General features: G+C 65.2%; 25 protein-coding genes and 1 pseudogene. 16 read left to right on the forward strand and 10 right to left on the reverse strand.

What is annotated here, in order from left to right:
- The 4 genes from ABZE94_RS03320 to eutC form a co-directional block, all read left to right on the forward strand.
- Positions 1-537, forward strand: a 537-nt coding sequence (locus ABZE94_RS03320; protein ID WP_372874104.1) for an aldehyde dehydrogenase family protein, incomplete at its 5' end; no start/stop codon positions are given.
- Positions 538-739: 202 nt separating this feature from the next.
- A complete protein-coding gene (gene eat, locus ABZE94_RS03325) occupies positions 740-2,188 on the forward strand; it encodes an ethanolamine permease (RefSeq protein WP_372874105.1) in 1,449 nt (482 codons plus the stop codon).
- 61 nt (positions 2,189-2,249) lie between these two features.
- Entirely contained in the window at positions 2,250-3,644 is a 1,395-nt protein-coding gene (locus tag ABZE94_RS03330; RefSeq protein WP_372874106.1) for an ethanolamine ammonia-lyase subunit EutB, read from the forward strand.
- A gap of 17 nt (positions 3,645-3,661) precedes the next feature.
- Positions 3,662-4,480 (forward strand): ethanolamine ammonia-lyase subunit EutC, encoded by an 819-nt coding sequence (gene eutC, locus ABZE94_RS03335; RefSeq protein WP_372874107.1) that lies wholly within the window; start codon positions 3,662-3,664, stop codon positions 4,478-4,480.
- A gap of 11 nt (positions 4,481-4,491) precedes the next feature.
- On the opposite strand, the pseudogene ABZE94_RS03340 reads toward eutC, so the two are convergent.
- Positions 4,492-4,575, reverse strand: a pseudogene (locus ABZE94_RS03340) (hypothetical protein); the annotation flags it as partial.
- A gap of 316 nt (positions 4,576-4,891) precedes the next feature.
- Here ABZE94_RS03340 and ABZE94_RS03345 point away from each other — a divergent pair.
- Positions 4,892-5,806: a DUF4344 domain-containing metallopeptidase gene (locus tag ABZE94_RS03345; protein WP_372874108.1), complete on the forward strand. Its 915-nt coding sequence runs from the start codon at positions 4,892-4,894 to the stop codon at positions 5,804-5,806.
- Positions 5,807-5,817: 11 nt separating this feature from the next.
- Here the strand turns inward: ABZE94_RS03345 and ABZE94_RS03350 are convergent, their stop codons facing one another.
- From ABZE94_RS03350 to ABZE94_RS03365, 4 genes are all read right to left on the reverse strand, one after another.
- On the reverse strand, positions 5,818-6,753 hold the full coding sequence (locus ABZE94_RS03350) for a glutathione S-transferase family protein (RefSeq protein ID WP_372874109.1): 936 nt from the start codon (positions 6,751-6,753) through the stop codon (positions 5,818-5,820).
- A gap of 65 nt (positions 6,754-6,818) precedes the next feature.
- Positions 6,819-7,118 carry a GIY-YIG nuclease family protein gene (locus tag ABZE94_RS03355; protein WP_372874110.1) on the reverse strand — a complete coding sequence of 100 codons (300 nt, stop codon included), beginning with the start codon at positions 7,116-7,118 and terminating at the stop codon, positions 6,819-6,821.
- Positions 7,119-7,142: 24 nt separating this feature from the next.
- Complete coding sequence (gene pcsA / locus ABZE94_RS03360) at positions 7,143-7,853, reverse strand: phosphatidylcholine synthase (RefSeq protein ID WP_372874111.1); 711 nt, start codon at positions 7,851-7,853, stop codon at positions 7,143-7,145.
- Positions 7,854-8,046: 193 nt separating this feature from the next.
- Positions 8,047-8,517: a nuclear transport factor 2 family protein gene (locus tag ABZE94_RS03365; protein WP_372874112.1), complete on the reverse strand. Its 471-nt coding sequence runs from the start codon at positions 8,515-8,517 to the stop codon at positions 8,047-8,049.
- A gap of 120 nt (positions 8,518-8,637) precedes the next feature.
- Between ABZE94_RS03365 and ABZE94_RS03370 the strand changes: the two genes are divergently transcribed.
- Positions 8,638-9,591 carry a GlxA family transcriptional regulator gene (locus ABZE94_RS03370; protein ID WP_372874113.1) on the forward strand — a complete coding sequence of 318 codons (954 nt, stop codon included), beginning with the start codon at positions 8,638-8,640 and terminating at the stop codon, positions 9,589-9,591.
- 88 nt (positions 9,592-9,679) lie between these two features.
- Here ABZE94_RS03370 and ABZE94_RS03375 read toward each other — a convergent pair whose 3' ends face one another.
- On the reverse strand, positions 9,680-10,546 hold the full coding sequence (locus ABZE94_RS03375) for an ATPase (protein WP_372874114.1): 867 nt from the start codon (positions 10,544-10,546) through the stop codon (positions 9,680-9,682).
- A gap of 317 nt (positions 10,547-10,863) precedes the next feature.
- Between ABZE94_RS03375 and ABZE94_RS03380 the strand changes: the two genes are divergently transcribed.
- The gene (locus ABZE94_RS03380; RefSeq protein WP_372874115.1) at positions 10,864-11,181 is read left to right on the forward strand and encodes a hypothetical protein; all 318 of its coding nucleotides are present in this window, start codon (positions 10,864-10,866) and stop codon (positions 11,179-11,181) included.
- Between the two features lie 150 nt (positions 11,182-11,331).
- Here the strand turns inward: ABZE94_RS03380 and ABZE94_RS03385 are convergent, their stop codons facing one another.
- Entirely contained in the window at positions 11,332-12,324 is a 993-nt protein-coding gene (locus ABZE94_RS03385; RefSeq protein WP_372874116.1) for an NAD-dependent epimerase/dehydratase family protein, read from the reverse strand.
- Positions 12,325-12,514: 190 nt separating this feature from the next.
- Between ABZE94_RS03385 and ABZE94_RS03390 the strand changes: the two genes are divergently transcribed.
- Positions 12,515-13,573 (forward strand): trans-acting enoyl reductase family protein, encoded by a 1,059-nt coding sequence (locus tag ABZE94_RS03390; RefSeq protein ID WP_372874117.1) that lies wholly within the window; start codon positions 12,515-12,517, stop codon positions 13,571-13,573.
- 269 nt (positions 13,574-13,842) lie between these two features.
- Entirely contained in the window at positions 13,843-15,801 is a 1,959-nt protein-coding gene (locus tag ABZE94_RS03395) for a methyl-accepting chemotaxis protein (RefSeq protein WP_372874118.1), read from the forward strand.
- On the opposite strand, the gene ABZE94_RS03400 is transcribed toward ABZE94_RS03395, so the two are convergent.
- On the reverse strand, positions 15,798-16,700 hold the full coding sequence (locus ABZE94_RS03400; protein WP_372874142.1) for a LysR family transcriptional regulator ArgP: 903 nt from the start codon (positions 16,698-16,700) through the stop codon (positions 15,798-15,800). The genes ABZE94_RS03395 and ABZE94_RS03400 overlap by 4 nt on opposite strands.
- A 92-nt stretch (positions 16,701-16,792) precedes the next feature.
- On the opposite strand from ABZE94_RS03400, the gene ABZE94_RS03405 reads away from it, so the two are divergent.
- The 4 genes from ABZE94_RS03405 to ABZE94_RS03420 all read left to right on the forward strand — a co-directional run bounded on the left by ABZE94_RS03405 (position 16,793) and on the right by ABZE94_RS03420 (position 21,132).
- Positions 16,793-17,194, forward strand: a complete 402-nt coding sequence (locus ABZE94_RS03405; RefSeq protein ID WP_372874119.1) for an ACT domain-containing protein — start codon at positions 16,793-16,795, stop codon at positions 17,192-17,194.
- Between the two features lie 5 nt (positions 17,195-17,199).
- Positions 17,200-17,811, forward strand: coding sequence for a LysE/ArgO family amino acid transporter (locus ABZE94_RS03410; protein ID WP_372874120.1), 612 nt, complete (start codon positions 17,200-17,202; stop codon positions 17,809-17,811).
- 226 nt (positions 17,812-18,037) lie between these two features.
- Positions 18,038-18,619: a superoxide dismutase gene (locus tag ABZE94_RS03415; protein ID WP_372874121.1), complete on the forward strand. Its 582-nt coding sequence runs from the start codon at positions 18,038-18,040 to the stop codon at positions 18,617-18,619.
- 446 nt (positions 18,620-19,065) lie between these two features.
- The gene (locus ABZE94_RS03420) at positions 19,066-21,132 is read left to right on the forward strand and encodes a putative bifunctional diguanylate cyclase/phosphodiesterase (protein WP_372874122.1); all 2,067 of its coding nucleotides are present in this window, start codon (positions 19,066-19,068) and stop codon (positions 21,130-21,132) included.
- A gap of 90 nt (positions 21,133-21,222) precedes the next feature.
- Here ABZE94_RS03420 and ABZE94_RS03425 read toward each other — a convergent pair whose 3' ends face one another.
- On the reverse strand, positions 21,223-22,119 hold the full coding sequence (locus ABZE94_RS03425) for a GIDE domain-containing protein (protein WP_372874123.1): 897 nt from the start codon (positions 22,117-22,119) through the stop codon (positions 21,223-21,225).
- A 3-nt stretch (positions 22,120-22,122) separates the two neighbouring features.
- Positions 22,123-22,695, reverse strand: coding sequence for a LemA family protein (locus ABZE94_RS03430; RefSeq protein ID WP_372874124.1), 573 nt, complete (start codon positions 22,693-22,695; stop codon positions 22,123-22,125).
- Positions 22,696-22,927: 232 nt separating this feature from the next.
- On the opposite strand from ABZE94_RS03430, the gene ABZE94_RS03435 reads away from it, so the two are divergent.
- The 3 genes from ABZE94_RS03435 to ABZE94_RS03445 all read left to right on the forward strand — a co-directional run bounded on the left by ABZE94_RS03435 (position 22,928) and on the right by ABZE94_RS03445 (position 26,903).
- Complete coding sequence (locus ABZE94_RS03435; protein ID WP_372874125.1) at positions 22,928-24,262, forward strand: imelysin family protein; 1,335 nt, start codon at positions 22,928-22,930, stop codon at positions 24,260-24,262.
- A gap of 156 nt (positions 24,263-24,418) precedes the next feature.
- Positions 24,419-25,831, forward strand: a complete 1,413-nt coding sequence (locus ABZE94_RS03440) for a di-heme oxidoredictase family protein (RefSeq protein WP_372874126.1) — start codon at positions 24,419-24,421, stop codon at positions 25,829-25,831.
- Between the two features lie 10 nt (positions 25,832-25,841).
- A complete protein-coding gene (locus tag ABZE94_RS03445; protein ID WP_372874127.1) occupies positions 25,842-26,903 on the forward strand; it encodes an imelysin family protein in 1,062 nt (353 codons plus the stop codon).
- The last annotated feature ends 2 nt before the right edge of the window (positions 26,904-26,905 follow it).

Genomic DNA, 26,905 nt, shown 5'->3' on the forward strand with positions numbered 1-26,905 from the left:
AAGCGTGGCAACCCGCTGGACACCGAGACCATGGTCGGTGCCCAGGCCTCCGAGCAGCAGTACGACAAGATCCTCAGCTACCTGCAGATCGCCCAGGAGGAAGGGGCCGAGCTGCTCACCGGCGGCGCCGCCGAGCGTCTGCAAGGCGATCTGGCCAGCGGTTACTACATCCAGCCGACCCTGCTCAAGGGCAACAACCAGATGCGCGTGTTCCAGGAAGAGATCTTCGGCCCGGTGGTGGGGATCACCACCTTCAAGGACGAAGCCGAAGCCCTGGCGATCGCCAACGACACCGAGTTCGGCCTGGGTGCCGGCCTGTGGACCCGCGACATCAACCGCGCCTACCGCATGGGCCGGGCGATCAAGGCCGGTCGCGTGTGGACCAACTGCTACCACCTGTACCCGGCGCACGCCGCCTTCGGTGGCTACAAGAAGTCCGGCGTCGGCCGCGAAACCCACAAGATGATGCTCGACCACTACCAGCAGACCAAGAACCTCTTGATCAGCTACGACATCAACCCTCTTGGATTTTTCTAGCTCAAGCAGGCGCTGCTAAGCCCCTGCGCAACCGCAGCCGACGCCGCAAAGCAATATCGGCCTGCCATCCCGCTCCACAGGTCTAGACCAGTGGCGCAAATGGCATAGCGGTTGCTGATCCACTGGGTAACTCTCTTCCCACCGATACCTACAAGCTTGGCCGGGCCTACGCTGCGGCCAGTTTGTTGAAAAGGAAACCCCCATGGCAGCAGAACAAATAAGTGCGACAGGTCTAGGGCAAGGCACCGATTTAGAGCAGGTCGATGCCGATTATTTCCAAAGCAGGCAGTTGAAGAAGGGCGCGGCAGGCTGGGTATTGCTGGTCGGTCTGGGCGTTGCCTACGTGATTTCCGGCGACTACGCCGGCTGGAACTTCGGCCTGGCCCAGGGCGGCTGGGGCGGCATGTTTCTCGCCACCCTGTTGATGGCGCTGATGTATCTGTGCATGTGCTTCTCCCTGGCTGAACTGTCCTCGATGATCCCCACCGCAGGTGGCGGCTACGGCTTTGCCCGCAGCGCCTTCGGGCCACTGGGCGGCTTTCTCACCGGCACGGCGATCCTGATCGAGTACGCCATTGCGCCCGCCGCGATTGCGGTGTTTATCGGCGCTTACTGTGAATCGCTGTTCGGCATTGGCGGCTGGGCGATCTACCTGGCCTTCTATGTGCTGTTTATCGGCATCCACATCTTCGGCGTCGGTGAAGCGCTGAAGCTGATGTTTATCATCACCGCCGTGGCGGCAATTGCCCTGGGCGTGTTTATCGTCGCCATGGTGCCGCACTTCTCGGTCGCCAACTTGCTCGACATCCCCGTCACCGAGGCCGCAGGTGCCAGCAGTTTCCTGCCATTCGGCTATGTAGGCGTGTGGGCCGCAATTCCTTATGCGATCTGGTTCTTCCTTGCCGTCGAAGGGGTACCACTGGCCGCTGAAGAAACCCGCAATCCACAGCGCGACATGCCCCGCGGGCTGATCGGCGCCATGCTGGTATTGCTGGTCTTCGCCCTGTCGATCCTCCTGATCGGCCCAGGTGGAGCGGGTGCCAACGCGCTGATGGCCTCGGGCAACCCACTGGTGGAAGCGCTGACCATTGCCTACGGCGAATCGACCTGGATGAGCAGCTTCGTCAACCTGATCGGCCTGGCCGGTCTGATCGCCAGTTTCTTCTCGATCATCTACGCCTACTCCCGGCAGATCTTCGCCCTGTCGCGTGCTGGTTATCTGCCGCGTTCACTGTCGCTGACCAACAAGAACAAGGCGCCGGTATTGGCCTTGATCGTGCCCGGGCTGATCGGTTTCGCCCTATCGTTGAGCGGCCAGGGTGACCTGCTGATTCTGGTCGCGGTGTTCGGCGCCACCATCTCCTACGTGCTGATGATGGCCGCGCACATCACCCTGCGCGTACGTCGCCCCGAGATGCATCGCCCATACCGCACCCCTGGTGGCATCGTCACCTCAGGCATCGCTCTGGTGCTGGCCTGCGTTGCCGTGGTCGCCGGTTTCCTCGTCGACCCCCGGGTGGTGATTGGCGCTGCGGTTATCTACGCCGTGCTGATAGCCTACTTCGCCCTGTACAGCCGCCATCACCTGGTGGCCGGTACGCCGGAAGAAGAATTCGTCGCCATCGGCAAAGCCGAGGCCGCGCTCAAGTAACACCCGCCACGCTGGCGCAGCTTGTTCAGGCTGCGCCAGCGTGGCGTTTTGGAGGCACGCGATGTCCAGTTTTCAGCATTCCGCAGGCGGCGAAACCTACCGTTTCGACAGCCTCAAAGAGGTCATGGCCAAAGCCAGCCCGGCGCGTTCCGGCGACGTTCTCGCCGGCGTGTCGGCCAGCAATGCCGGCGAGCGGATCGCGGCGCAGATGGCCCTGGCCGATATTCCGCTCAAGCACTTTCTCGATGAAGCGCTGATCCCCTATGAAGACGATGAAGTCACTCGACTGATCATCGACAGCCACGACCAGGCCGCCTTCGCCCCAGTTAGCCATCTGACCGTCGGCGGCTTTCGCGACTGGCTGCTCGGCGACAGTGCCGACGAAACCAGCCTGCGTGCCCTCGCTCCGGGCCTGACCCCGGAAATGGCTGCCGCCGTATCGAAGATCATGCGCGTGCAGGATCTGGTACTGGTCGCGCAGAAAATCCGCGTGGTCAGCCGTTTTCGCAACACCGTCGGCCTGCGCGGCCGCATGTCCACCCGTCTGCAGCCTAATCATCCGACCGACGAGCCATCGGGCATCGCCGCGAGCATCCTCGACGGCCTGCTGTACGGCAACGGCGACGCCATGATCGGCATCAACCCGGCCACCGACAGCATCGCGAGCATCTGCGAGATGCTGCGCATGCTCGACGGAATCATCGGGCGCTATGAAATCCCCACTCAGGCCTGCGTGCTGACCCACGTCACCAGCTCGATCGAGGCGATCAACCGCGGCGTGCCGCTGGATCTGGTGTTCCAGTCGATCGCCGGCAGCGAAGCGGCCAACGCCAGCTTCGGCATCAACCTGAAGATTCTCCAGGAAGGCTACGAGGCCGGGTTGTCGATCAAGCGCGGCACCCTCGGCAATAACCTGATGTATTTCGAAACCGGCCAGGGCAGCGCCCTGTCGGCCAACGCCCATCACGGCCTCGACCAGCAGACCTGCGAGACCCGCGCCTATGCGGTGGCCCGCCACTTCAAGCCATTCCTGGTCAACACCGTGGTCGGTTTTATCGGCCCGGAATACCTCTATAACGGCAAGCAGATCATCCGCGCCGGCCTGGAGGATCACTTCTGCGGCAAGCTGCTGGGCCTGCCGATGGGCTGTGACATCTGCTACACCAATCACGCCGAAGCCGACCAGGACGACATGGACGTGCTCCTGACCCTGCTCGGCGTGGCCGGCATCAACTTCATCATGGGCATCCCCGGCTCAGACGACGTGATGCTCAACTACCAGACCACCTCCTTCCACGACGCGCTGTATGCACGCCAAAGTCTGGGGCTGAAACCGGCGCCCGAGTTCGAAGCCTGGCTGCAACGCATGGGCATCTTCACCCAGGCCGATGGTCGACCGCGCATGGGCAATAGCCTGCCGCCGGCGTTCCGCCAGGCGCTGGCGCAGTTGGGTTAATCAAGGAATAGTCGCTTATGTACGATGACAGCCCGCTCAGCACGGCCAGTGAAAACCCCTGGCAGCAACTGCGTAACCTGACCCCAGCCCGTATCGCCTTAGGCCGCGCCGGGACCAGCATGCCGACCCGCGCGCAGCTGGATTTCCAGTTCGCTCACGCCCAGGCCCGCGATGCCGTGCACTTGCCGTTCGACCACGCCGCACTGGCCACCGGCCTGGCCAGCCGGCAGCGCCAGAGCCTGCTGCTGCACAGCGCCGCCAAAGATCGCGACACCTACCTGCAACGCCCGGATCTGGGCCGCCGCCTAAGTAACGAGTCCGCCGACCTGCTGCGCCAGCACCGCGCCTCCAACCCCTCGGGTTACGACCTGGCCATCGTGGTGGCGGACGGCCTCTCCGCCCTGGCGGTACATCGCAATGCCTTGCCCATGCTGGAGCGCATCGAAGAACAGGCCCTGGCCGAAGGCTGGAGCCTGTCGCCCGTCGCCCTGGTCAGCCAAGGCCGGGTAGCGGTCGCCGATGAGGTGGCCCAACTGCTCGGTGCGCGCATGGTGGTGATCCTGATCGGTGAGCGCCCCGGCCTCAGCTCACCGGATAGCCTGGGTCTGTACTTCACCTGGGCGCCGCGTGTCGGTCTCAACGACTCCTACCGCAACTGCATCTCCAACGTGCGCTTGGAAGGACTGAGCTACGGCATGGCCGCCTTCCGCCTGATGTACCTGATGCGCGAAGCCTGCAAGCGCCAGTTGTCGGGGGTCGAGCTCAAGGACGAAGCCCAGGTGCCCAACCTGGCAGGCGCCGGGCCGGGCAACTTCCTGCTCGGCGACGGTCTCTGAGCGGGGCGCGCCTATAAATGCGCCTCGATGCGAAAGCCCATACGCGAGAAATGCACATGCACAACCCCGGCACACGGGTCTTCGCGGCGCAGGACCGGCAGGACGCGGACCAGAGCCACCTCGCGCCCATCAAAAAATTATATAACTTGTTGTTTTATATTTAGAAATCAAATAAGAACCGAGCCTTTCAGGCACCGGTTTCAGCCGCGAAGAATTCGCGGCTGAAACGGTTCGCGGGCATGGCCCGCTCCTACAGGTGCCCGCGGAGCAGCAAGCGCAATCAGCCCCAGTTTGATGCGCGACAGGGCGGCGTCGAAGACGGGGTGGACCCTCCCACACGCTCAACCCCAAGCCCATCAGGCTGCTAGAGTCAGAGGTAAAGGTTCTAGCGTCTGCCGCGAGGAGCCGGGGATGAAACCGCCCTGCAGCCAACCCAGCCTGGCGACTCTGGGTCGCCGCCTGGTTGTGCGCGCCACGCTCTGCCTGGCACTGCTCCTGACCGGCGCGGCGAGCAGGGCCTCTGAAGAACCGCCACCGGAAGCACTGCGCAGCGACAGCGCACGCTTCGTCGCGGTGAATGCCGAGTTCACCCTGGCGCACGAAATCGGTCACCTGCTGATCGCCGAGCTGAATCTTCCGGTGCTCGGTCGTGAGGAGGATGCCGCCGATCAACTCGGTTTCATCAGCCTGTTCCTCGCCTCCGGGCGTCAGCGCGACGCCGACTTCTACGCCAAACTGCTGGACATCGCCGATTACTGGCGGCTGGAATGGCAACGGGCGAAGCCGGAGCATGAGCAAGTGTATGCCTGGGCCAGCCATGGACTCGACGCCCAGCGCTTCTACAATCTGGCCTGCCTGATCTACGGCAGCGATCCGGATCGGCTGGAATGGGTGCCCAAGATCACCGGCTTGCCGGTGGAACGCGCCCTCTACTGCGACCAGGAATACGCCCAGGTGCGCAAGGCTCTGGCCTGGGTCGAGCAACAGCACGGCCGCCGTCCGGGCGAGCCGATTGACCATCGTATCCAGGTGATCTACGAGCCGCCGAGCCTGCGCCTGGAAGAGAGCCAGCGCCTGCTCGAACAGATCCGCCGCTCGGGCGAAGTGGAGGCCATCGCCGCCCGCGCCAGCCAGACGTACCGCCTGCCCCGCGATCTGGTGCTGCGCCTGGCCAACTGCGGCGCGCCAGACGCCTGGTACAGCCGCACCGGCGGCGAACTGATGCTGTGCTACGAACGCCTGGCGCATTTTCAGCTGCTTGCCGTGCAGTTACCGCGCCTGCGCCAGGCGGCCTTGCAAGCCTGCGACAGCTGTCGCAGACCCTAAGCTAGCGCGCCTCAGCGCGCCTCGATGCGGAAACCCATGCGCGGGAAGTGCACATGCACAACCCCGGCCCGCGGGTCTTCACGGCGCAGGATCAGCTCTTCGCTGCCACTGAACAGCAACTCGCCCTCGACCGGATCGACACCGTAATCGATGGCCGCAATGGCCACCCGCTGGCCGAGCGTGAAACCATTGGGGTCAGTCAAGGCCTCAGCGGGCAGCTCTGCCGGGGTAGCCTCGCGCGCGATCGCCACGGCCTCTTCACCGCTCATCTCGCTGTGCGAACCATGGCCGAACCCCAGCACCCGGCCGAGCCAGGCCGCCACTGCCGGATACTCGTCGACCAGCGGCGCGGTCACCGGGGTGCCGCGCAGGAACCACAGCGGGTGGGCCATCGCGAAGTCGGCCAGCGACGGCTCGCCGAACAGGAAGTCGCCCTGCTCGCGCTCGAGTTGCTGCTGCAAACGGCTCATCAGCACCGGCCATTGGTGCTTGGCCTGCTCCAGCGGCAGGCGGCTGGCATTGCCGCCACTGAACAGCCCGGCGCGGTCGGCCAGGAAGCCCTTGATCGCGTCAGGCGGCAGCTTGCCGAAGCGCACGGCCACCGACTCCGGCTGGAATACCAGGCTCACTGCATGCTGGAACACCAGCGCGTCGGCCCACTGGGCGAAGCTGGCGACATTGAACTCCTGGCCTTCGGGGAACAGCGCCGGCGTGGCTTTTTCCGCCTCCAGACGCCGAGCGATCAACGCGGTATCGCAATAGATGTCGGCTCCGACCTGCAGCACCGGGGTCTTGCGGTAGCCGCCGGTCAGGGCGGTCAGATCCGGCTTGGGCATCACCGCGGGGATCAGCACCGAGCGCCAGGACAATTGCTTGAAGCCCAGCATCAGACGCGCCTTCTCGGCAAACGGCGAAGTGGGGTAATGGTGCAGGATCAACTCGTGCATGACAGGCTCCGCAACTATTCAGAAAGCAGCCAGCTTACCTGTGCCCACCCCCGTGGCATACCTGCTCAGCCTGATAGCGCGTCATCAGCCACAGCGATAAGACTTCCAGCGGCCACCAGCACTTCCTTGGCGGGCTTGCCCAGGCGCTTGATCGCCCGTTCCCGGCGCAACGCATCGCCCTTGCCCGCGCAGGGTTCGATGTAGACCAACGCCGTCGCCGGGCTGGAATGGAAGAAGCGGGCGCCTTTGCCGCTCTGATGCTGGGCGAAACGCCGCTGCGGATTATCGCTGATACCGCAATACAGCGCGCCGTTCTGCGCCCGCACCAGATACACGAACCAGGCTTTGTCCATAGCTTCAGTCATCGCCGACAGCGCCCACCCACCGAGTCAGGCGAACCATTCGCGGGCCGTGCGCCACAGACAGACAGCGACGAAATAGACAGTAGTCAGCCCCCAGACCAGCAGCAGCCAGGTCTGGTTGAGCGGGTACTGCACGATCAGCAAGACACAGGCCGCCATCCACAGCAGGGTCACGCCGATATTCAGCGGCATGAATTGCTTGACCCGAAACGGGTGGAGAAATTTCATCTTGGTCAGGGTCAGGCCCGCCAGCACCAGGATGGTGACGAGGCTCAGCCAGGGCGCGAAGTCCAGCAGGTAGAGGTAGACAATCACCACGTTCCAGGCCGCCGGAAAGCCGATGAAGTAGTTGTCCTTGCTCTTCATGTTGAGGTTGCAGAAGCAGAACAACGACGACAACAGGATCATCCCGACCGACAGCAGCAGGGTGTATTCGGGCAAAGGAATGAAGCGATAGACGAAGATCGCCGGGATGAACACATAGGTGAGGTAGTCGATCACCAGGTCCAGGGTCGAGCCATCGAAGTGCGGCAACACCACCTTGACCTCGAACTTGCGGGCCAGGGTGCCATCCAGGCCGTCCACCAACAGCGCCGCCCCCAACCAGAGCAGGCAAACCTGCGGTCGACCGTCGAGCACGGCCAGCAAGGCCAGCAACCCCAGAATCACCCCACTGGCGGTGACGGCATGCACGCTCCAGGCCTTGGCTTTGCTGGCGGACAGCGGCAGTACAGTCATGATCGGGCTTCCTGGCGCATGGGCTCTCGTCTGGCAGCTAAAGGGCAACTGCACTCGGTTCGGCCGCGTTCAGCAACGGTCGGTTATTCAACGAACAGTCCAGGCTTACCACCTGCGCCTGAAGTCGCTGAGGGTTCAGACCCAAAGCCTACCATTGCGTTCGCTGTTGCGGCGAAAAGCCCTGCACCCAGGATTATCGAGACGCCCGGAACTGCGCCAAGCCCTTGACCGCCTGACGACGAATGGCGTTCTGCACCGGCGCTGCCCAGCCCAGCAACAGCCCCTTGCCGCCCAAGGCCTGACGCGCCCAGCGCCACAGATCGAAATGGTCGCGATGCTCGGCGATCTTGCCGTCGCGAAAGACGAAGCGGGCCTCGACCCGGTTGACCACCGTCCTGCCGGTCTGGCTGAACAGGTAGGTCGCCACCCACTGGGCGCTGCCCTGCCGCTCGTCGGCCTGGACATTGCCGAAGGTCAGCGAGAAATGCTGCGCCCGCGCCGTCAGCATCCGCCACATGTCCGCCGCTTCGCTGCCCCGCAAATCCTCGAAAACCGGATCGCTGAAGTGCACATCCTCGGCATAACAGGTCGCCATGGCCTCGGCGTCACGCTGCTGGAAGGCCTGGTAGAAACGCTTGATGAGTTCGGCATTGGGGTGATTCATGGGCATGGCTCCGGAGGTGAGAGGGCCCTTAGTATTGTCGGCAAAGGGGATGATGGCGATTGGCGCACACGCCAACTTTGTGTCAATAATCGCCACAACCTCGCAACCGACTCACTCGCCATGCTCACCATTGCACTCTACGTCTGCCGGCAAACCGTCTGCTCCAGCCTGAGCATGGCCTGCGATGCCTTTGCCCTGGCCAACCACCTGGCCGCCGAGCCGCTGTTCGAGCTGCAGCGCTTCAGCCTGGATGCCCAGCCGGTCGACCTCGACTTCGCGCGCATCCAGGTCGACGGCGGCCTGGCGCTGGCCGAGCAGGCCGATCTGCTGATGCTGCCCGCCACCGGCAGCGCCATCGAGCTGAGCCTTGCCGCCAATGCCGCCCTGTTGCCCTGGCTGGCGCAGCGCCCGGCCAGTCAAGCAATCGCCAGCCTGTGCAGCAGCGCGTTTCTGCTCGGCGCCGCCGGCCTGCTCGATGGCCGGCGGGCCACCACCCACTGGGCATTGGCCAGCCAGTTCCGCCAGCGCTTCGCGCAGGTAAACCTGGAAATCGACGAACTGCTCTGCCATGACGGCAACCTGCTCAGCTCCGGCGGTGCCCACGCCGGACTGGACCTGTGCCTGTACCTGATCGCGCAGTATGCCGGCGAGCGGCTGGCACAGCGAGTCGCGGACACGCTGGTGTTCGACACCCAGCGCGGCCAGCAGTCGAGGTTTGCCCCGCTGCTGCCGGCAAGCAGCGCCGTTGACAGTCCGCTCGCCCCGTTACTGCGGTGGATGCAGCGCCACCACGCCGAGCCGATCGACCTCAAGTGCCTGGCCGAACGGGCCAATTGCTCGCCTCGGACCCTGTTGCGCCGCTTCAAGAGCAGTACCGGGCTGACGCCCAGCGACTACCTGCAGCGCCTGCGCATCGGCGCCGCGCAAAACGCCCTGCGCCAGCCCGCGCGTTCGCTGGAGCAGGTGGCCGAACAGGTCGGTTATGCCGATCGGGCAACCTTCGCCAAACGCTTCAAGCAACTCTGCGGCGAAACCCCGGGGGCGTTCCGCCGGCGCATGCGCCAGACGCCCTGAGCGCCAGAACCGACAGGCCAGACGCCTTGCGCGTTAGCCCGCGCGATGGCCGGTAACGCCCCAAGCACACGGCCCTGACCCGCACGGATCAGCGCGCGTCAATTTGTTGCTGCAGGTTCTGGATCTGGCCTTGCAGGGTGCTGATGCTGCGGGTCATCTGCGCGCGGAAGGCATCGAACTCGGCGGTGTTGCTGCTGCTCGGTGCCGGGCGGCTGTCCAGCTGGCTGCGCAGCACCAGCAGGTCCTGCTCCAGACGGCCGATGGCCTGATTCGGATTGCCGAGCCGTTTCAGCGCCTCGACCTCGGCGCTCAGGCTTTCCAGCTGGCCTTCGAGTTTGGTCGACCCGGCTTGCGCGGTTTTCAGGGAAGTCAGCTCGGCTTGCAACGAAGCCTGCGCTTTCTTCAGCGTCGCCTGTTCGCTGCCCAGGCTCTTCAGGCTGCCGTCGACTGTGCTGGTCGCGCCCTGCTGAGCTTTCAGCTCGGCCGTCAACTGCTCGATGCGCTTGTCCTGGCCGCTCTGCTGACCGGCCACGCTCTGCTGCTGCTTGCTCAGCTCGGCCAGCTTGCTTTCCAGCTGTTTGACTTGCAGCTTGAGCGCTTCACTGTCGCTGGTGACCGTGGACTCGGTCGCCACCACCTTGCCGCTGATGTCCTGGATACGCCCGGCAGCATCCTCGCTGATCCGCGCGAAGCTTTCCTGGGTGGCCACCAATTGCTGTTCCATCAGGCCGATCTGCTGAAAACTCCACCAGCCCAGCCCGCCGAGGGCGATCGTCAGGGCGCCGACCAGCGCCCACAGCGCGCCGGTGCTGGCCACCTTGGGTGCCGCCGCAGCGGCGCGCGATGGCGTCCCCCTGGCGGGTTCATGGTGATCCGTCTCGAAATCATCACGATCGAGCATATCGGTGGTCAGGCTGGGCATATGATCGAGTTCATCGTGGGCATCGTTACGCATGGGTAAACCTTTAAAAAACGCTGAAGAAGCGAAATGCCGGCCAGTATAACGGTTAGCGCGCGACGCTTCAGTGTCGCGCCAAGCCGGTGCAAGTTGCACCGAGGCGGAGCAGGGCACTGACACAGTGACCGGCTGCAGGGCGCACAGTTCCGCACCCGGCGAACTGGTACGCGCCTTGCACTCATCCATACGCCACCGACTCACGGCGCCAGGCTCAGATAGCGGCGGCGACCTCGCCGTTTTTCTACCGACAGAACGGGCGTGGTGTCCTGCAGGATGAGCGACACCCAGCCCACTGCAAGAACAGGGGAAGGCATATGGAACTGAACAGAGAAGTGCTGGATTGCATGAAGCGTTTGCGCCGCAGGCTGCGCGAGGAACTGGCGGTGGATATCCGCATGAGCCAGCCGGATGCGATCAACTCGATGCTCAGCGCCTGCCTGACGTCGACCAGCGAAGAGACCCGCCAGCTCGGCCAGCTCCTCGCCCAGTACAGCGAGCGACCGTTCAACCCCGCCGGCGACCGCGCGGCCCCGCGCCTGCAGGCCGGCCATCCAGTGCTGGTCGAGGACACGCAAGCCAGGCCGGCTAGCGGCTCGCTGCGCATCTATCGCGGCCAGCGGGTCTACGCCTGAGAGCCCTCAGAGGGTGTGAAAATATCGAGCGCCGTAGCGAGAGCGTCGCTCGGTGTTCGCCGCAAGACGCGTTACGCCAGCGGCGGGCGCCAGAGGGGCGGTCGCAGTAGGCGAGCGTTTTTCACAAACTCTCAGCCTGGGTGAGCGCCTTCAGCCGGGATGATGGGCCTTCCACCACAGGCAGAACTCATCCAGCGCCGTCCACAGGCTGACCTGCGGCTCATAGTCGAGGAACTCGCGCGCGCGGCTGATATCCAGTGAAAAATCCTTGGCCATCAGCGCCACCCCCAGACGAAACAGGGTTGGCTCGGGGCGACCGGGCAGCAGCTTGCACAGCCCTTCGTTGAGCGCAGCGGTGCCATAAGCCAGGGCGTAGGGCAGGTGCCGGGTCACCGGCGGCAGCTCGAGCCGGCGCAATACATAGTTGACCGCATCCCACAGCGGCACCGGGGCGCCGTTGCTGATGTTGTAGGCCTTGCCCAGCGCCGGCCCGGCAGCCAGCAAGCAGCTGAACAAGGCATCGTTGAGGTTGTGCATGCTGGTAAAGTCGACCCGGTTCAGGCCGTTGCCGATGATCGCCAGGCGCCCCTTGCGCTGCATATTGATCAGGCGCGGAAAGAGGCTGGTATCGCCGGCGCCGGTGACCGAGCGCGGGCGCAGGGCCAACACCTCCAGACCGAACTCCTGGGCGCCGAACACCTGCTGTTCGGCCAGGTACTTGGTCTTGCCGTAATGATCGAAGAAGCGCTTGGGCACCTGCTCTTCCTTGATCGCCACATGCGACTGGCCATCGAAATAGATCGACGGCGAGGACAGGTGCACCAGCCGCCGCACCTGCTGCTTCAAACAGCCTTCGATCACGTTCTCGGTCACCAGCACATTGGCCCGATGGAAGTGCTGATAGCTGCCCCACACGCCCACGGCGCCGGCGCAGTGCACCACCGCCTCGACGTCATGACAGAGCCGCTGCACCAGCTCGGGGTCGGACAGGTCGCCCTGGATGAACTCGGCGCCGCGCTTGACCAGGTGCTCCACCCCTTCCGCCCGGCGGCCATTGACCCGCACAGCCAAGCCCTGCTCCAAGGCAAAGCGGGCGAAGCGTCCGCCGATAAAACCACTTGCACCGGTAACCAGAATCTTCATCGCCACTCCCCGCCGTTCCTGACCCTCTGCGCACTCTAGCAGTGCCGGTGTCGGCGCGCCGTGTCGCAACTCGCCAGAACAGCGACCGGGCGAACCAGGCGGCCGCCGGGATAAACGACAGCCGGCATATAGCGACTACGCTGTTATCCAACGCTTCCTTACAAGAGTCAGGCATGAACAGGAGTCAGGCATGACCACGAACAACTGGATGATCTACGGCGCCAACGGTTACACCGGCCACCTGCTGGCCGCCGAGGCGCAACGCCAGGGACTGACACCGATTCTGGCCGGACGCAATCCGGCGGCGGTGCATGCCCTCGGCAGCCTGCTCGGCCTGGAATGCCGGATATTCGATATTCACCAGCCCGAGCGCGCTCGCGCAGCACTGGCCGACGTGGCGCTGGTCGCCCACTGCGCCGGGCCCTTTTCCGCCACCAGCGCGCCGATGCTCGATGCCTGCCTGGCCAGCGCCACCCATTATGTCGATATCAGCGGCGAGATCGGCGTGTTCGAGGCGGCCCACGCGCGTGACCGGCAAACCCGGGAGGCCGGGCTGGTGGTCTGTCCCGGCGTTGGCTTCGACGTCATCCCCAGCGATTGCCTGGCCGTCTGCCTGCACCAGGCGCTGCCCGATGCCAGCCAGCTGGCCCTGGGTTTCGACAGCGCCAGCGGGCTATCGCCGGGCACCGCAAAAACCGCGCTGGAAGGCCTCAAGCTCGGCGGCAAGGTGCGCCGCGCAGGCATCATCAGCGAGGTGCCGCTGGGCCATAAGCGCCGCCGGATCGACTTCGGCCGTGGCGAAAAATCCGCGGTCAGCATCGCCTGGGGCGACGTGGCCACCGCCTACTATTCCACCGGCATCGGCAACATCGAAGTCTACCTGCCGGCGCCGATGGCCCTGGCCATCGGCATGCGCCTGCTCGACCCGCTACGCCCACTGCTCGGCCTGGATGCGGTCCAGCGCGGGCTCAAGCACCTGGTCGAAAAAGGTCTACGGGGTCCCGACCCGGCCAGCCGCGAGCACCAGCGCAGCTGGCTGTGGGGCGAAGTCCGCAACGCCGCCGGCGAAATCAAGACCGCCCACCTGGAAACGGCCAACGCCTACGAGGTGACCGTGCATGGTGCGCTGCTGGCGGTCCGTCATCTACTCGCCTACAGCGGCCCCGGCGGCTACTTCACGCCCGCGCAACTGCTCGGCCCGCGCTGCGTGGAGCAACTGCCAGGCTCGGGCAAGATCATCATTGCCTGAGTACCCGGCTGGGTGGATTGCGCCCAGCCGGAGAGCAATCCGCCGTCCAACAGCGCCTAGCACCCCATCGGTGCGAAGCGCGCTCACCCCGCCCTGAGCCATCGAGCCCCCACCCCTCTGTTCCGCCGACGCTGCGCAGCCAGGCAGGACGGCGACTGCACGAGCGCACGCTGATTATTTTTTACATTCGTCAAGTAATTCGCACAAATCTTGCAGAATATTCAACAGCCCCCTCTCTGTGTAACCCTTCTACCCGCGGAGCCCCGAACATGCCATTACGCCTCAGACTCGCCCTCAGCTACCTGGCAATTGGCCTGATTCCGGTGCTAGCCATGGCTTTCACAGCCTATCACCAGGCCAGCCAGGCGCTCGAGGAGCAGACCCTCAACGCCCTGGAGGCTGTCGCGAATATCAAACAGCGGCAATTGCTGGACAACTGGCAGTCACGGCACAACCAGCTCAGCACCCTGGCCAGCAATCTGGCCACCAGCTACCAAGGACTGAACGATGCGGCGCTGGTCAGCGCGGCCAACTACGACCGGCCGATCTTCGAGAACTTCATCAAGACCTTCGGTTTCAGCGAGCTGAAACTGATCGACAGCGACGCCCGCGTGATCTTCAGCGTGCAGCGCGGCACCGACTACCAGCAGAACCTCAACGATGGTGCATGGCGCGACCTGCCCATGGCCCGGCTGGCCAAGGCCGCCCTGAGCAGCCAGCAGATCCAGATCGGCGACCTGGTGGTCAACCCGCAGAGCGGCGAACCCAGCCAGTTCCTGGCCGCGCCAATCGTCGCCGACGGCGAGCTACTGGCCCTGCTGATGCTGGAACTGCCGATCACCCCGCTCAATCAGGTGATGCAGACCCGCCAGGGTCTCGGTGAAGCCGGTGAGACCTATCTGGTTGGGGCCGACGGCCTGCTGCGCTCCGACTCGGCACGTTTCGCCGAGCAACGGGTCAGCCGCGGCGAGCAGCCGGGCACTGCACTCGCCGGCGCTGCAATCGCCCAGGCCCTGCAGGGCCAGCAGGGGCGCCTGGCCGAACCGGGCCTTGACGGCCAGGCGGCCCTCAAGGCGTTCGTACCGCTCGAGTTTGGCGGCCAGCACTGGGCGTTGATCGCCGAGATGGACCAGGCCCAGGCTTTTGCCGCGGTGCGCCAGCTGATGTGGCAGATGCTGGCGCTCGGTCTGCTGACCATTGGCGCGGTGGCCCTGGCGACCTGGCTGGTCAGCCGGAGCGTGATGCGCCCCCTGGGCGGCGAACCGAGCAGCATGGCGGCCCTGGCCCGCAGTCTGGCCGCGGGCGAACTGCGCCTGCCTGCACAGGCGGCCGGTCACAGTGGTCTGATGCAAGCCCTGCATGAAATGGCCGAGGCCTGGCGCACGGTGATCGAACAGCTGCGCCACGCCAGCCAAGCGGTCGGCGATGCCAGTGGCGATATCCTCGGCGCTGCTGGCCAGACCAGCAGCCGCCTCGACCAGCAGCAGGAAGCGCTGGAGATGGTGGTCAGCGCGGTCGACCAGATGGCCGCCACCGTGCAGGAGATCGCCGCCAATGCCAGCCAGAGCGCCGATGGCAGCGCCGCGGCGCGCGAGGCCTTCACCACCATGCAGGACACCCTGCAGTGCATGATCGGCCGCCAGGACCAGTTGCTCGCCGGCCTGCGCCAGGCCGACGGCGTGGTGCACACCCTGGCCGCCAGCAGCCAGCAGGTCGGTTCGGTGCTGGCGGTGATTCGCGGCATCGCCGAGCAGACCAATCTGCTCGCCCTCAATGCTGCCATCGAAGCGGCCCGCGCTGGCGAACAGGGTCGCGGCTTTGCCGTGGTCGCCGACGAGGTGCGCAGCCTGGCCCTGCGCACCCGTACCGCCACCGAAGAAATCGAGCAGACCATCGCCAGCATCGGTGCCTCCTCCAACGAGGCGCAGAGCTGCATGCAGGGCTCGACCGCACAGGCCCACGCCCTCGAGCAGGAGACCCAGGCCGTGCTCGGCTCGCTCGCCCACCTCGACGACTCGCTGCAGGGCGTGCATGCCCTGGCCTTCCAGATCGCCGCGGCCGCGGAGCAGCAGGCGGCGACCACCCAGGAGGTCAATCAGCACATGCATCGCCTGCACCAGATGACCGGGGAAAACCGCCAGACGGCGGCCCATACCCGCGAATGCGGCGAGCACCTGGAGAAAGTCGCCGGCAGCCAGCAGCAGCTGGTGGCGCACTTCCAGCTCTAAATCGCGGGCGTCACCAGCCAGGCCTTCGCCGCCTGCTGCAGGTGGCGGGTCAGCGTCGCCATCAGTTCGCCGCCGTTGCGCCAGTGGTGCCAGTACAGCGGCACGTCCAGCGGCCGTCCCGGGAGAATTTCCTGCAGGGCACCGCTGACCAGCGCCGGCTCGACCTGCAGTTCGGGCACCAGCCCCCAACCCAGGCCGGCACTGATCAAGCGCACGAAACCCTCGGAGGACGGGCACAGGTGATGGGCGAAGCCACCCGCCACGCCCACCCCGGCCAGGTAGCGATGCTGCAGCTGGTCGTCCGGGCCGAACACGATCGCCGGCACCCTCCCCAACTGCTGGGCCATCACGCCGTCCGGGAAGTGCCGGGCGATGAAGACCGGACTGGCCAGCGCCCGATAGCGCATGGCGCCCAACGCCAACGAACGGGCGCCGGCCAACGGACGTTCGGCGGCGCAGACGCAGCCGGCCACCTCGCCGGCGCGCATGCGTTTGAGACCGACCTCCTGATCCTCCACCACCAGGTCCAGCAGGACCCGCTGCTCGGCGCAGAACTCGCCCAGCGCCGGCGCCCACCAGGTCGCCAGGCTGTCGGCATTGAGGGCGAGGCGCAGGCGCTCGGGCAGGCCGCCCTCGTCCAGCGCCGGCACCTGGTCCTGCAGGTCGCGCTCGAGCAGGCGCACCTGCTGCACGTGGTTGAGCAGGCGGCGACCGATCTCGGTCGCCGTTGGCGGGGTCGCGCGCACCAGCACCGGCTGGCCGACCCGTGCCTCGAGCAGCTTGATCCGCTGCGACACCGCCGACTGCGACAGGCCGAGCACCTGGGCGGCGCGCTCGAAACCGGCCTGTTCCACCACGGCAGCCAGGGCCGCCAGCAGCTTGTAGTCGAACAAATCAATTCTCCTAATGTGCGATTAGCAATATTGCTTTTTCTTATACAGGCGAACCCCGCAGACTGGCCACACCCAAACCACTGACCAGGGACCTCACCATGACCGGGGAAACCTCGTTACCCACCCTGCTACGCAGCATGCAACCGGTGCTGAACTCCGGCGACTACGTGTTCTGCTGCCTGAAGGATCACTCCCAGTTACTGGGTCTTCAGCCGCTCGGCAGCTTCCATGAACGCGAGGGGCTGACCGTCATCCTGCCGCGCCAGCAGGCCGAGCAACTGGGCCTGAACTTCGACTACGTGGCCGCCTGGCTGACCCTAGAGGTGCATTCGGCGCTCAGCGCGGTGGGCCTCACCGCTACGGTAGCCAGCGCCCTGGCCGAGGCCGGAATCAGCTGCAATGTGATCGCCGGCTATTACCACGACCACCTGTTCGTGGCCGCCGTCGATGGCCCCCGTGCACAAGCACTGCTACGCCAGTTGACCGAACAAGGGGAGTGAGCACCATGTGGCAGAGCTACAGCAATGGCTTGTTGGTCGCCGCCGGGCTGATCATCGCCCTCGGCGCACAGAACGCCTTCGTCCTGGCGCAAAGCCTGCGCCGCGAACATCACCTGCCGGTGGCCCTGCTCTGCGTGGCCTGCGATGCCCTGCTGGTGACTGCCGGGGTATTCGGGCTGGCCGCGCTGCTGGCGCAGAGCCCACTGCTACTGGGCGTCGCCCGCTGGGGCGGCGCGGCCTTCCTGCTCTGGTACGGCGCCCAGGCCCTGCTGCGCGCCTGCCGGCCGCATGGGCTCGAACAAACCGCAGAAGCCACCCCGCGTTCGTTGCGTGCCGTGCTGCTCGCGGCACTGGCGGTGACCCTGCTCAACCCCCACGTGTACCTCGATACCGTGCTGTTGATTGGCGCGCTCGGTGCCCAGCAAGCGGTGCCCGGGGCCTATGCCATGGGCGCTGCCAGTGCCTCGCTGATCTGGTTCCTCAGCCTCGCGCTTGGCGCCGCCTGGCTGGCCCCGCAACTGGCACGACCGCTAACCTGGCGGCTGATCGACCTGGCCGTGGCCTTGATGATGTTCGCCATCGCCTGGCAGTTGCTCAGCGATTCGGTCCCGCGTTGAGAGGCTGAGAAAAATCGCTTGCCTGCTGAGCCCGTTGCCACACCTCTCGACCGCCTGGGCAGACGCCCTGGCACCGGCTTTTCCACACAGTTGCTGCGTGGTTATGTCGCAGACCCGGTGCTATGCTTGCGGGCTTGCGGCGCAAAGAAATAACGCCCGCCGCTGAATATGGCCGCCCGTGATCGGCTTCGCGAATACCGCACCAGACCTGATGAGGAGATCAACCATGGCTTTCGAATTGCCGCCACTGCCGTACGCTTATGATGCCCTGCAACCGCATATTTCCCAGGAAACCCTGGAATACCACCACGACAAGCACCACAACACCTATGTCGTGAACCTGAACAACCTGGTGCCTGGCACCGAGTTCGAAGGCAAGACCCTGGAAGAGATCGTCAAGACCTCTTCGGGCGGCATCTTCAACAACGCCGCTCAAGTCTGGAACCACACCTTCTACTGGAACTGCATGAAGCCCAACGGCGGCGGTCAACCGACTGGCGCCCTGGCCGACGCGATCAACGCGGCCTTCGGTTCCTTCGACAAGTTCAAGGAAGAGTTCAGCAAGGTTTCCATCGGCACCTTCGGTTCCGGCTGGGGCTGGCTGGTGAAGAAGGCCGACGGCTCCCTGGCCCTGGCCAGCACCATCGGCGCCGGCAACCCGCTGACCAGTGGCGACACCCCGCTGCTGACCTGCGACGTCTGGGAACACGCCTACTACATCGACTACCGCAACCTGCGTCCGAAGTACGTCGAAGCGTTTTGGAACCTGGTCAACTGGGACTTCGTAGCGAACAACTACGCGGCCTGAGACCCGCTACTGCGCAAGCCCCAGGGCCTGCGCAGTAGCGAGAAGCCCGGCTGATCAGCCGGGCTTTTTGTTTTTCCGTCGCGCCGCACAGCCGCGTCACGGCTTCGCCCCAGCGTCGAGACCTAGAGTGCCTTCCGCACCTGGCCGTGATACCTGGCAACAGAGTAGGATCAATGCCCGACTCGACAGGCCGAGCATGCCGGGCGAGGATTCGCGAAACAGACCGCGCCCATGTGGTCAGTGAAATAAATCAGCAGATACGCTCAAGTACCCAGCCCTTCACACCGACATAGGGGAAAGGCTGCAAACGCCTTGCCGCAGCAGCGCAAGAGCGGCTCACCCGCTAGACTACTGCGCACTGATGTAATGGCCCTTTGACGACAACCGCGAGTTTGCTAATACTCACAGCGGTCTGACGCCTCTGGCATCGAACAAGGAACCGCCATTTGAAGCTGGAACTCAAGAACAGCCTGTCTCTGAAGCTGCTACGTGTAGTGTTGCTTTCGGCGCTTGCCGTTGGGGTGGTATTGAGCTGTGCGCAAATTGTCTTCGATGCCTACAAGACCCGCCAGGCCGTGACCAGCGACGCCCAGCGCATTCTCGGCATGTTCCGCGACCCCTCGACCCAGGCGGTCTACAGCCTGGATCGCGAAATGGGCATGCAGGTCATCGAAGGCCTGTTCCAGCACGAATCGGTGCGGGTGGCCGCCATCGGCCACCCCAACGAGCCGATGCTCGCGGAAAAATCCCGTGACGCGGCCAAGCTGCCCACCCGCTGGCTGACCGACCCGATTCTCGGCCAGGAACAGAGCTTCACCACCCAATTGGTGGGCCGCGGCCCCTACAGCGAGTACTACGGCGACCTCAGCATCACCCTCGACACCGCGCGCTACGGCGAGAGCTTCGTCACCAGCTCGGTGGTCATCTTCATCGCCGGCGTGCTCCGTGCCCTGGCCATGGGGCTGGTGCTGTACCTGGTCTACCACTGGCTATTGACCAAACCCCTGTCGAAAATCATCGAGCACCTCAGCCAGATCAACCCGGACCGGCCCAGCGCCCACAAGTTGCCGATGCTCAAAGGCAACGAGAAAAACGAGCTGGGCCTGTGGATCAACACCGCCAACCAGTTGCTCTCCTCCATCGAACGCAACACTCACCTGCGCCGCGAGGCGGAAAACAGCCTGCTGCGCATGGCCCAGTACGACTTCCTCACCGGCCTGCCGAACCGCCAGCAACTGCAACAGCAGCTCGACCAGATCCTCGATGATGCCGGGCGCCTGCAGCGCCGGGTTGCCGTGCTCTGCGTCGGCCTGGACGATTTCAAGGGCATCAACGAGCAGTTCAGCTACCAGACCGGCGACCAGTTACTCCTGGCCCTGTCCGACCGCTTGCGCAGCCACAGCGGTCGCCTCGGCGCCCTGGCCCGCCTGGGTGGTGACCAGTTCGCCCTGGTTCAAGCCGACATCGAGCAGCCCTACGAGGCCGCCGAACTGGCGCAAAACGTGCTGGACGACCTCGAACTGCCCTTTATGCTCGACCAGCAGGAAGTGCGCCTGCGCGCCACCATCGGCATCACCCTGTTCCCGGAAGACGGCGACAGCACCGAGAAGCTGCTGCAGAAAGCCGAACAGACCATGACCCTGGCCAAGAGCCGCTCGCGCAATCGCTACCAGTTCTATATCGCCAGCGTCGACAGCGAGATGCGCCGCCGCCGCGAGCTGGAGAAGGATCTGCGCGAAGCCCTGGCCCTCAACCAGCTGTTCCTGGTGTATCAACCACAAGTGGACTACCGCGACCACCGGATAGTCGGGGTCGAGGCGCTGCTGCGCTGGCAACATCCGGAACACGGCCTGGTACCGCCGGACCTGTTCATCCCGCTGGCCGAACAGAATGGCACCATCATCGCGATCGGCGAGTGGGTCCTCGACCAGGCCTGCAGGCAGCTGCGCGAATGGCACGATCAGGGCTTCGGCGAGCTGCGCATGGCGATCAACCTGTCCACCGTGCAGCTGCACCACGCCGAACTGCCGCGGGTGGTCAACAACCTGATGCAGGTCTATCGCCTGCCGCCGCGCAGCCTGGAACTGGAGGTCACCGAAACCGGCCTGATGGAAGACATCACCACCGCCGCCCAGCACCTGCTCAGCCTGCGCCGCTCCGGCGCGCTGATCGCCATCGACGACTTCGGCACCGGCTACTCTTCGCTGAGCTACCTGAAGAGCCTGCCGCTGGACAAGATCAAGATCGACAAGAGCTTCGTCCAGGACCTGCTCGACGACGAAGATGACGCCACCATCGTGCGGGCCATCATTCAGCTCGGCAAGAGCCTGGGCATGCAGGTGATCGCCGAGGGTGTGGAAACGCTCGAGCAAGAGACCTACATCATTGCCCAGGGCTGCAACGAAGGTCAGGGCTACTTCTACAGCAAGCCGCTGCCGGCCCGCGAGCTGACGCTCTTTCTCAAGCAGGCCCGACGCCTCAATCAGGCCGTCATCAACCCCGCCACCCTGTAATAGTCGGGTTAGCCGCGCATGCGGCGGCCCGTTCAAGCAGCCGGAGCGGGCGCACAACCCGGCCCGACCAGGAGCAACCTGCGCTCCGCCCTATAACACCCTCACCCCGAGCAACCAGGCCGTCGCCATGGCCCCGGCCAGACACAGCAGGGCGCTGGCGGCCGCCTGCCAATGGAAATGCCGCGCCAGTTCGTCTTCGCCGGCATTGGCCAGAATGAACGGCCGCGACTCGCCAGGTTTGCCCAGGTGGTGCTGCGCCGGCTGCGCACTCTGCTGGCGGTGACGATCTTCGGCCTCCAGTTGCGCGGCCAGGCGCACACGCGCCCACTCCTGCTCATCCAGCTGACCGTTGCGATCGCTGTCGAAACGCTGCAGCAGACCGCTGAAATCGCCCTTCCACTCACGGATCACGGTGCTCTGCGCCGCTTCCGCGTCGCGGGCCTGGCGACCGCCGCCACTGCTGCGAAAATCGCCGATGGCATACAGCGGCTGACCGACCTGCAAGCGTTCCTCGCGGTAGCGATAGCGCTTGCCGCCGCCCAACCAGCCGAGCACTCCGCTCTTCGCCGACCCCAGGGGGTGGCGCTGGTGGCCTTGCCAGACTTCGCGGATCGCCGGACGCACCTCGGCGCCACGCGGATCGATCAAGCACTCGCCGGTACCATCGCTCAAGCGCAGCCAGGCTTCGCTGCTGCCGCTCTCGACCACTCGCCAGCTGCGTTTCTTGCCGTTGGACTGGTACTCCTCGATCCTGAAGCGCCACCACAGGCACGGCTTGCCGGTCAGAGGCGCACGCAGCTGCCCATCGGCCAGCGCGGCCAGCACGCCATAGAACTCGGCATAGCCCTGGGCCGCCGAGCGGATCTTCGAAGTCGGCGTATCCAGCAGATGGCGCGCCTGGGACCAGCGTTTCAGGCTCCACCAGGCGCCACCGAGAGTCGCGCCGCAGCTGAACAGCAGGCTGAACAACTGCCCGTCGAGCGCCACGACTTAACTGAACAGCGACTTGAGATCGACGTCGGCCTTCTCCCCGTCGCTGAACTCGAGCAATTCGCCGGCCTTGAAGGCGCAGGCCCGGGCGATCAACACATCGGGGAACTGCTCGATGCGCACGTTGTTCAGGTTGACCGCCTCGTTGTACAGCTCGCGCCGGTCGGCAATGCCGTTCTCCAGGCCGCTGATGCGCAGCTGCAGGTGCTGAAAACTGTCGTTGGCCTTCAGCTCCGGGTAGTTCTCGGCCAGGGCGAACAACTGCCCCAGGCCGACCCGCAGGCCGCTCTCGGCCTTGCCCAGGGCACCGAGATCATGCTGCTCGCGGGCACTTGCGACGGCATTGCGCGCGGCAATCACCCGCTCCAGGGTGCGCCCCTCGTACTGCATGTACTGCTTGCAGGTCTCCACCAGCTTGGGCAGCTCTTCGTGACGCTGCTTGAGCAGCACATCGATATTCGCCCAGGCCTTGCTCAGCCCGTGCTTCAAACGCACCAGGGCGTTGTAGAGGATCACCGCGTAGGCGGCGAGCAGAAGCACGATCACGAGGACGGCGACACTGGTAAGACTCATGCGGTTAGCTCCGTAACGGTGGGCCATGGCTGCTGGCAGCCGGTCGGACTTGGCGGAAAGCCGGATGCTGGCATTCTAGCGGCATCGACCTGCCAGGATGGAGACCGGGCGCACGGCTTTATGCGATTTATTCCTAATGACCCTTTGCGCAAAATGCAAATCTTTCGCATTATGTTCCAGCTTAGCGTACGCAGCCGCGTGCACCTCTCACCTTCATGTAAAGGATTTCGTCATGATTCGTATGCCCCTGGCTTCCGCCAGCCTGCTGGCCATCGCTATCTCCCTCGCCGGCTGCGGCGAAGACAAGGCAGCTGTCAGCCCAACTCCGGCACCTGCCGCCAGCAGCGCCAGCGCCCCGGCAGCCGCGACCAGTCAGATCGACGAAGCCGCCGCAACTGCCGTGGTCGGCCACTATGCCGACCTGGCTCTGGCCGTCTTCAGCGACGCCGCCAGCACCGGCAAGGCGCTGCAGGGCGCCATCGACGCACTGCTCGCCAACCCGAACGACGCCACCCTGCATGCCGCCCGCGAAGCCTGGCTGGCGGCGCGCGCGCCCTACATGCAGTCCGAGGTGTTCCGCTTCGGCAACGCCGTGGTCGACGACTGGGAAGGCCAGCTCAATGCCTGGCCACTGGATGAAGGCCTGATCGATTACGTCGCCACCGACTACCAGCACGCCCTGGGCAACCCGGGTGCCACGGCCAACATCATCGCCAACACGCAGATCCAGGTCGGCGAAGACCAGCTCGACGTGACCACAATCACCCCGCAACTGCTCGCCAGCCTGAACGAGCTGGGCGGTTCCGAAGCCAACGTCGCCACCGGCTACCACGCCATCGAATTCATGCTCTGGGGCCAGGATCTCAATGGCACAAGCCCCGGTGCCGGCGAACGCCCGGTCAGCGACTTCGTGGTCGGCGAAGGCGCCACTGGCGGTAACAACGAGCGCCGCCGCGCCTTCCTCAAGGCCGCCAGCGATCTGCTGGTCAGCGACCTCGATGCGATGGTCGGCCAATGGCAGGCCGGCGTAGCGGACAACTACCGCGCCAGCCTGCAAGCCGAATCGGCCGAGAACGGCCTGCGCAAGATGCTCTTCGGCATGGGCAGCCTGTCCCTCGGCGAACTGGCGGGCGAGCGCATGAAGGTCGCGCTGGAAGCCAACTCCACCGAAGACGAGCACGACTGCTTCAGCGACAACACCCACAACTCGCACTTCTATAACGGCAAAGGCATTCGCAACGTCTACCTGGGCGAGTACAAGAAGGTCGACGGCACCACCCTGACCGGCCCGAGCCTGTCGTCCCTGGTGGCCAAGGTCGACGCCGCAGCCGATAGCACCCTGCAAGCCGACCTCGCAGCGACAGAGGCCAAGTTGCAGGCCCTGGTCGACAGCGCCGATAACGACCAGCACTTCGACCAGCTGATCGCCGCCGACAACGCCGCCGGCCAGCAGATCGTGCGCGACGCCATCGCCGCCCTGGTCAAGCAGACCGGTGCCATCGAACAGGCCGCCGGCAAGCTGAACATAGGCGACCTCAACCCGGACACTGCCGACCACACGTTCTAGATCGACGCGCAACAGCAGCCGGTGCGATCGCCCGATCGCATCGGCTTTTTTCTGCCTGCGACTTTTCGCCACCAACGCTAACGCAAATCGGTCTTATTTAAATTAAGCCGGCCTGCTAAGCTTGCCCGCCTGACTTTCTGCTGTGGACTCCTGTCGATGCTCGCCCCGCTTCCTCGCCTGCTGCTGTGTCTGCTCCTGGGCCTGGCCGGCTGCGATCCGTCACCCCGCTTTCGCCAGGCCGAACCGGGCGAAGCGCTGTCCGCCGGCAGCGCCACCGTGTTCAAGTTCGACCACAACGCCTTCTCCCTGCCCTCGGCCAATCTGGCGCCCTCGCGCCGCCTGGATTTCAGCGTCGGCAACAGCTTCTTCCGCAATCCCTGGGTGATCGCCCCGGCCACCACCACCGCGCGTGACGGCCTGGGCCCGCTGTTCAACACCAACGCCTGCCAGAACTGCCATATCAAGGACGGCCGCGGCCATCCGCCCGCTCCGGATGCGCTCAGCGCCGCCTCGATGCTGGTGCGCCTGTCGCTGCCGGCGGCCAGCGAGCACGCGGCAATCATCGAGCGCCTGGGCGTGCTTGCCGAACCGACCTACGGCGGCCAGCTGCAAGACATGGCCAACCCCGGCACAGCCCCCGAAGGCAAGGTGCGGGTCAGCTACAGCCTGCACAGCGTGCGCTTCGCCGATGGCAGTGCGCTCGAGTTGCGCCGACCGACACTGGAGATCAGCCAACTCGGCTATGGCCCGCTGCATGCCGACACCCAATTCTCCGCCCGCATCGCCCCGCCGATGATCGGCCTGGGCCTGCTCGAAGCCATCCCCGAAGCGGCGATCCTGGCCAATGCCGACCCGGACGACAGCGATGGCGACGGCATTTCCGGGCGCGCCAACCGGGTCTGGGACGATGCCCTGGAGCAAACCGTGCTCGGCCGCTTCGGCTGGAAGGCCGGACAACCGACGCTCAACCAGCAGAATGCCCACGCCTTCGCCGGCGACATGGGCCTGACCAGTTCCTTGATGGCCGCGGACGACTGCACGCCAGGGCAAAGCGACTGCCGTAGCGCCAACAACGGCGGCGAACCGGAAGTCAGCGACAGCATTCTCGCCAGCGTGCTGTTCTACAGCCGCAACCTGGGCGTGCCGGCGCGTCGCGATGTCGATGCGCCCGAGGTGCTCGAGGGCAAGGGACTGTTCCATCAGGCCGGTTGTCAGCGCTGCCATACCCCGCAATTCACCACCGCCGGCGATGCCGCCGAGCCGGAGCTGGCCAACCAGGCGATTCGCCCCTATAGCGACCTGCTGTTGCACGACATGGGCGACGGTTTGGCGGATCACCGCGCCGAATTTCTCGCCTCTGGCCGCGAGTGGCGCACCCCGCCACTATGGGGCATCGGCCTCACCGAGGCGGTCAACGGCCACACCCAGTTTCTCCACGACGGCCGAGCGCGCAACCTGCTGGAGGCGATTGCCTGGCACGGCGGCGAAGCCGAGACGTCCAAGCAGAAGGTACTGACATTCACAGCCAAGCAGCGCAGCGCGCTGCTGGCCTTTCTGAATTCGCTGTAAGGAGCTGCCCATGATCCGCTCGCCCTTCACCCTCGCCCTGCTGAGCCTGGCACTGAGCGCCTGCTCCCCTGCCGACCCGCAACAGGCAGTCAGCAGCGCCCTGGTCGACGGCGTGCTGCTGCCGGCCTATAGCAGCTGGGTCGAGGCCAACAGCCAGTTGGCCAACAGCGCCCAGGCCTTCTGCGCCGACGAGCAGACACTGAGCGACGCCCGCCAGGCCTTTCTCACCGCGCAAAGCGCCTGGGCCAGCCTGCAGCCGCTGCAGATCGGCCCGCTGGCCGAAGGCAATCGCGCCTGGCAGGTACAATTCTGGCCGGACAAGAAGAACCTGGTGGCGCGTCAGGTCGCCGCCTTGCTCAAGAACAAACCCGAGCTGACCCCCGCCGATCTGGATAAGTCCAGCGTGGTAGTGCAAGGCCTGACCGCTTACGAATACCTGGTGTATGACCCGGCCATCGACCTCGACAATGCCGAGCAGAAGGCCCGCTATTGCTCGCTGATGGTCGCCATCGGTCAGCACCAGCAGGCCCTGGCAACCGACGTCCTCGAGCGCTGGCAGGCCAAGGACGGCATGGCCGCCCAACTGCAAGACTTCCCCAACCAACGCTACGCCGAAGCCGGCGAAGCCGTGGCCGAACTGCTGCGTACCCAGGTCAGTGCCCTCGATGGCCTGAAGAAAAAGCTCGGCACCCCACTCGGCCGGCAGAGCAAAGGCCAGCCGCAGCCCTATCAGGCCGAGGCCTGGCGCAGCAAGGCCAGCCTGGCCAACCTGGCGGCCGGGCTGGCCAGCGCCGAACGCCTCTGGCGCGGCGCCGAGCAGGATGGAATCCAGGCACTGCTTGGCAGTGAGCGGAACGAACTGAAAGAGCGCATCGACGCCGCCTACAGCGCCACCCGCCAGCGCCTCGCGGCCCTGCAACGCCCGCTCGGCGAGCTGCTCGGCGACGACACCGGGCGCGGCGAACTGAACGCGCTGTACGACAGCCTCAATGCCTTGCACCGCCTGCACGAAACCGAGCTGGCGAACAGCCTGGGCATCCAGATGGGCTTCAATGCCCACGATGGGGACTAGCT

It is taken from the genome of Pseudomonas sp. (assembly GCF_041601375.1).
Taxonomy (GTDB): Bacteria; Pseudomonadota; Gammaproteobacteria; order Pseudomonadales; family Pseudomonadaceae; genus Aquipseudomonas.

Excerpts from the sequence above, each read along its gene's own strand:
- ABZE94_RS03440 (WP_372874126.1), top strand. The coding sequence starts at position 24,419 with ATGCTCGCCCCGCTTCCTCGCCTGCTGCTGTGTCTGCTCCTGGGCCTG.
- ABZE94_RS03390 (WP_372874117.1), top strand. The coding sequence starts at position 12,515 with ATGACCACGAACAACTGGATGATCTACGGCGCCAACGGTTACACCGGC.
- ABZE94_RS03435 (WP_372874125.1), top strand. The coding sequence starts at position 22,928 with ATGATTCGTATGCCCCTGGCTTCCGCCAGCCTGCTGGCCATCGCTATC.
- ABZE94_RS03395 (WP_372874118.1), top strand. The coding sequence starts at position 13,843 with ATGCCATTACGCCTCAGACTCGCCCTCAGCTACCTGGCAATTGGCCTG.
- ABZE94_RS03410 (WP_372874120.1), top strand. The coding sequence starts at position 17,200 with ATGTGGCAGAGCTACAGCAATGGCTTGTTGGTCGCCGCCGGGCTGATC.
- eutC (WP_372874107.1), top strand. The coding sequence starts at position 3,662 with ATGTACGATGACAGCCCGCTCAGCACGGCCAGTGAAAACCCCTGGCAG.
- ABZE94_RS03445 (WP_372874127.1), top strand. The coding sequence starts at position 25,842 with ATGATCCGCTCGCCCTTCACCCTCGCCCTGCTGAGCCTGGCACTGAGC.
- ABZE94_RS03405 (WP_372874119.1), top strand. The coding sequence starts at position 16,793 with ATGACCGGGGAAACCTCGTTACCCACCCTGCTACGCAGCATGCAACCG.
- ABZE94_RS03375 (WP_372874114.1), bottom strand. The coding sequence starts at position 10,546 with ATGCGTAACGATGCCCACGATGAACTCGATCATATGCCCAGCCTGACC.
- ABZE94_RS03380 (WP_372874115.1), top strand. The coding sequence starts at position 10,864 with ATGGAACTGAACAGAGAAGTGCTGGATTGCATGAAGCGTTTGCGCCGC.
- ABZE94_RS03330 (WP_372874106.1), top strand. The coding sequence starts at position 2,250 with ATGTCCAGTTTTCAGCATTCCGCAGGCGGCGAAACCTACCGTTTCGAC.
- ABZE94_RS03350 (WP_372874109.1), bottom strand. The coding sequence starts at position 6,753 with ATGCACGAGTTGATCCTGCACCATTACCCCACTTCGCCGTTTGCCGAG.
- pcsA (WP_372874111.1), bottom strand. The coding sequence starts at position 7,853 with ATGACTGTACTGCCGCTGTCCGCCAGCAAAGCCAAGGCCTGGAGCGTG.
- ABZE94_RS03355 (WP_372874110.1), bottom strand. The coding sequence starts at position 7,118 with ATGACTGAAGCTATGGACAAAGCCTGGTTCGTGTATCTGGTGCGGGCG.
- ABZE94_RS03385 (WP_372874116.1), bottom strand. The coding sequence starts at position 12,324 with ATGAAGATTCTGGTTACCGGTGCAAGTGGTTTTATCGGCGGACGCTTC.
- ABZE94_RS03365 (WP_372874112.1), bottom strand. The coding sequence starts at position 8,517 with ATGAATCACCCCAATGCCGAACTCATCAAGCGTTTCTACCAGGCCTTC.
- ABZE94_RS03415 (WP_372874121.1), top strand. The coding sequence starts at position 18,038 with ATGGCTTTCGAATTGCCGCCACTGCCGTACGCTTATGATGCCCTGCAA.
- ABZE94_RS03370 (WP_372874113.1), top strand. The coding sequence starts at position 8,638 with ATGCTCACCATTGCACTCTACGTCTGCCGGCAAACCGTCTGCTCCAGC.
- eat (WP_372874105.1), top strand. The coding sequence starts at position 740 with ATGGCAGCAGAACAAATAAGTGCGACAGGTCTAGGGCAAGGCACCGAT.
- ABZE94_RS03345 (WP_372874108.1), top strand. The coding sequence starts at position 4,892 with ATGAAACCGCCCTGCAGCCAACCCAGCCTGGCGACTCTGGGTCGCCGC.
- ABZE94_RS03430 (WP_372874124.1), bottom strand. The coding sequence starts at position 22,695 with ATGAGTCTTACCAGTGTCGCCGTCCTCGTGATCGTGCTTCTGCTCGCC.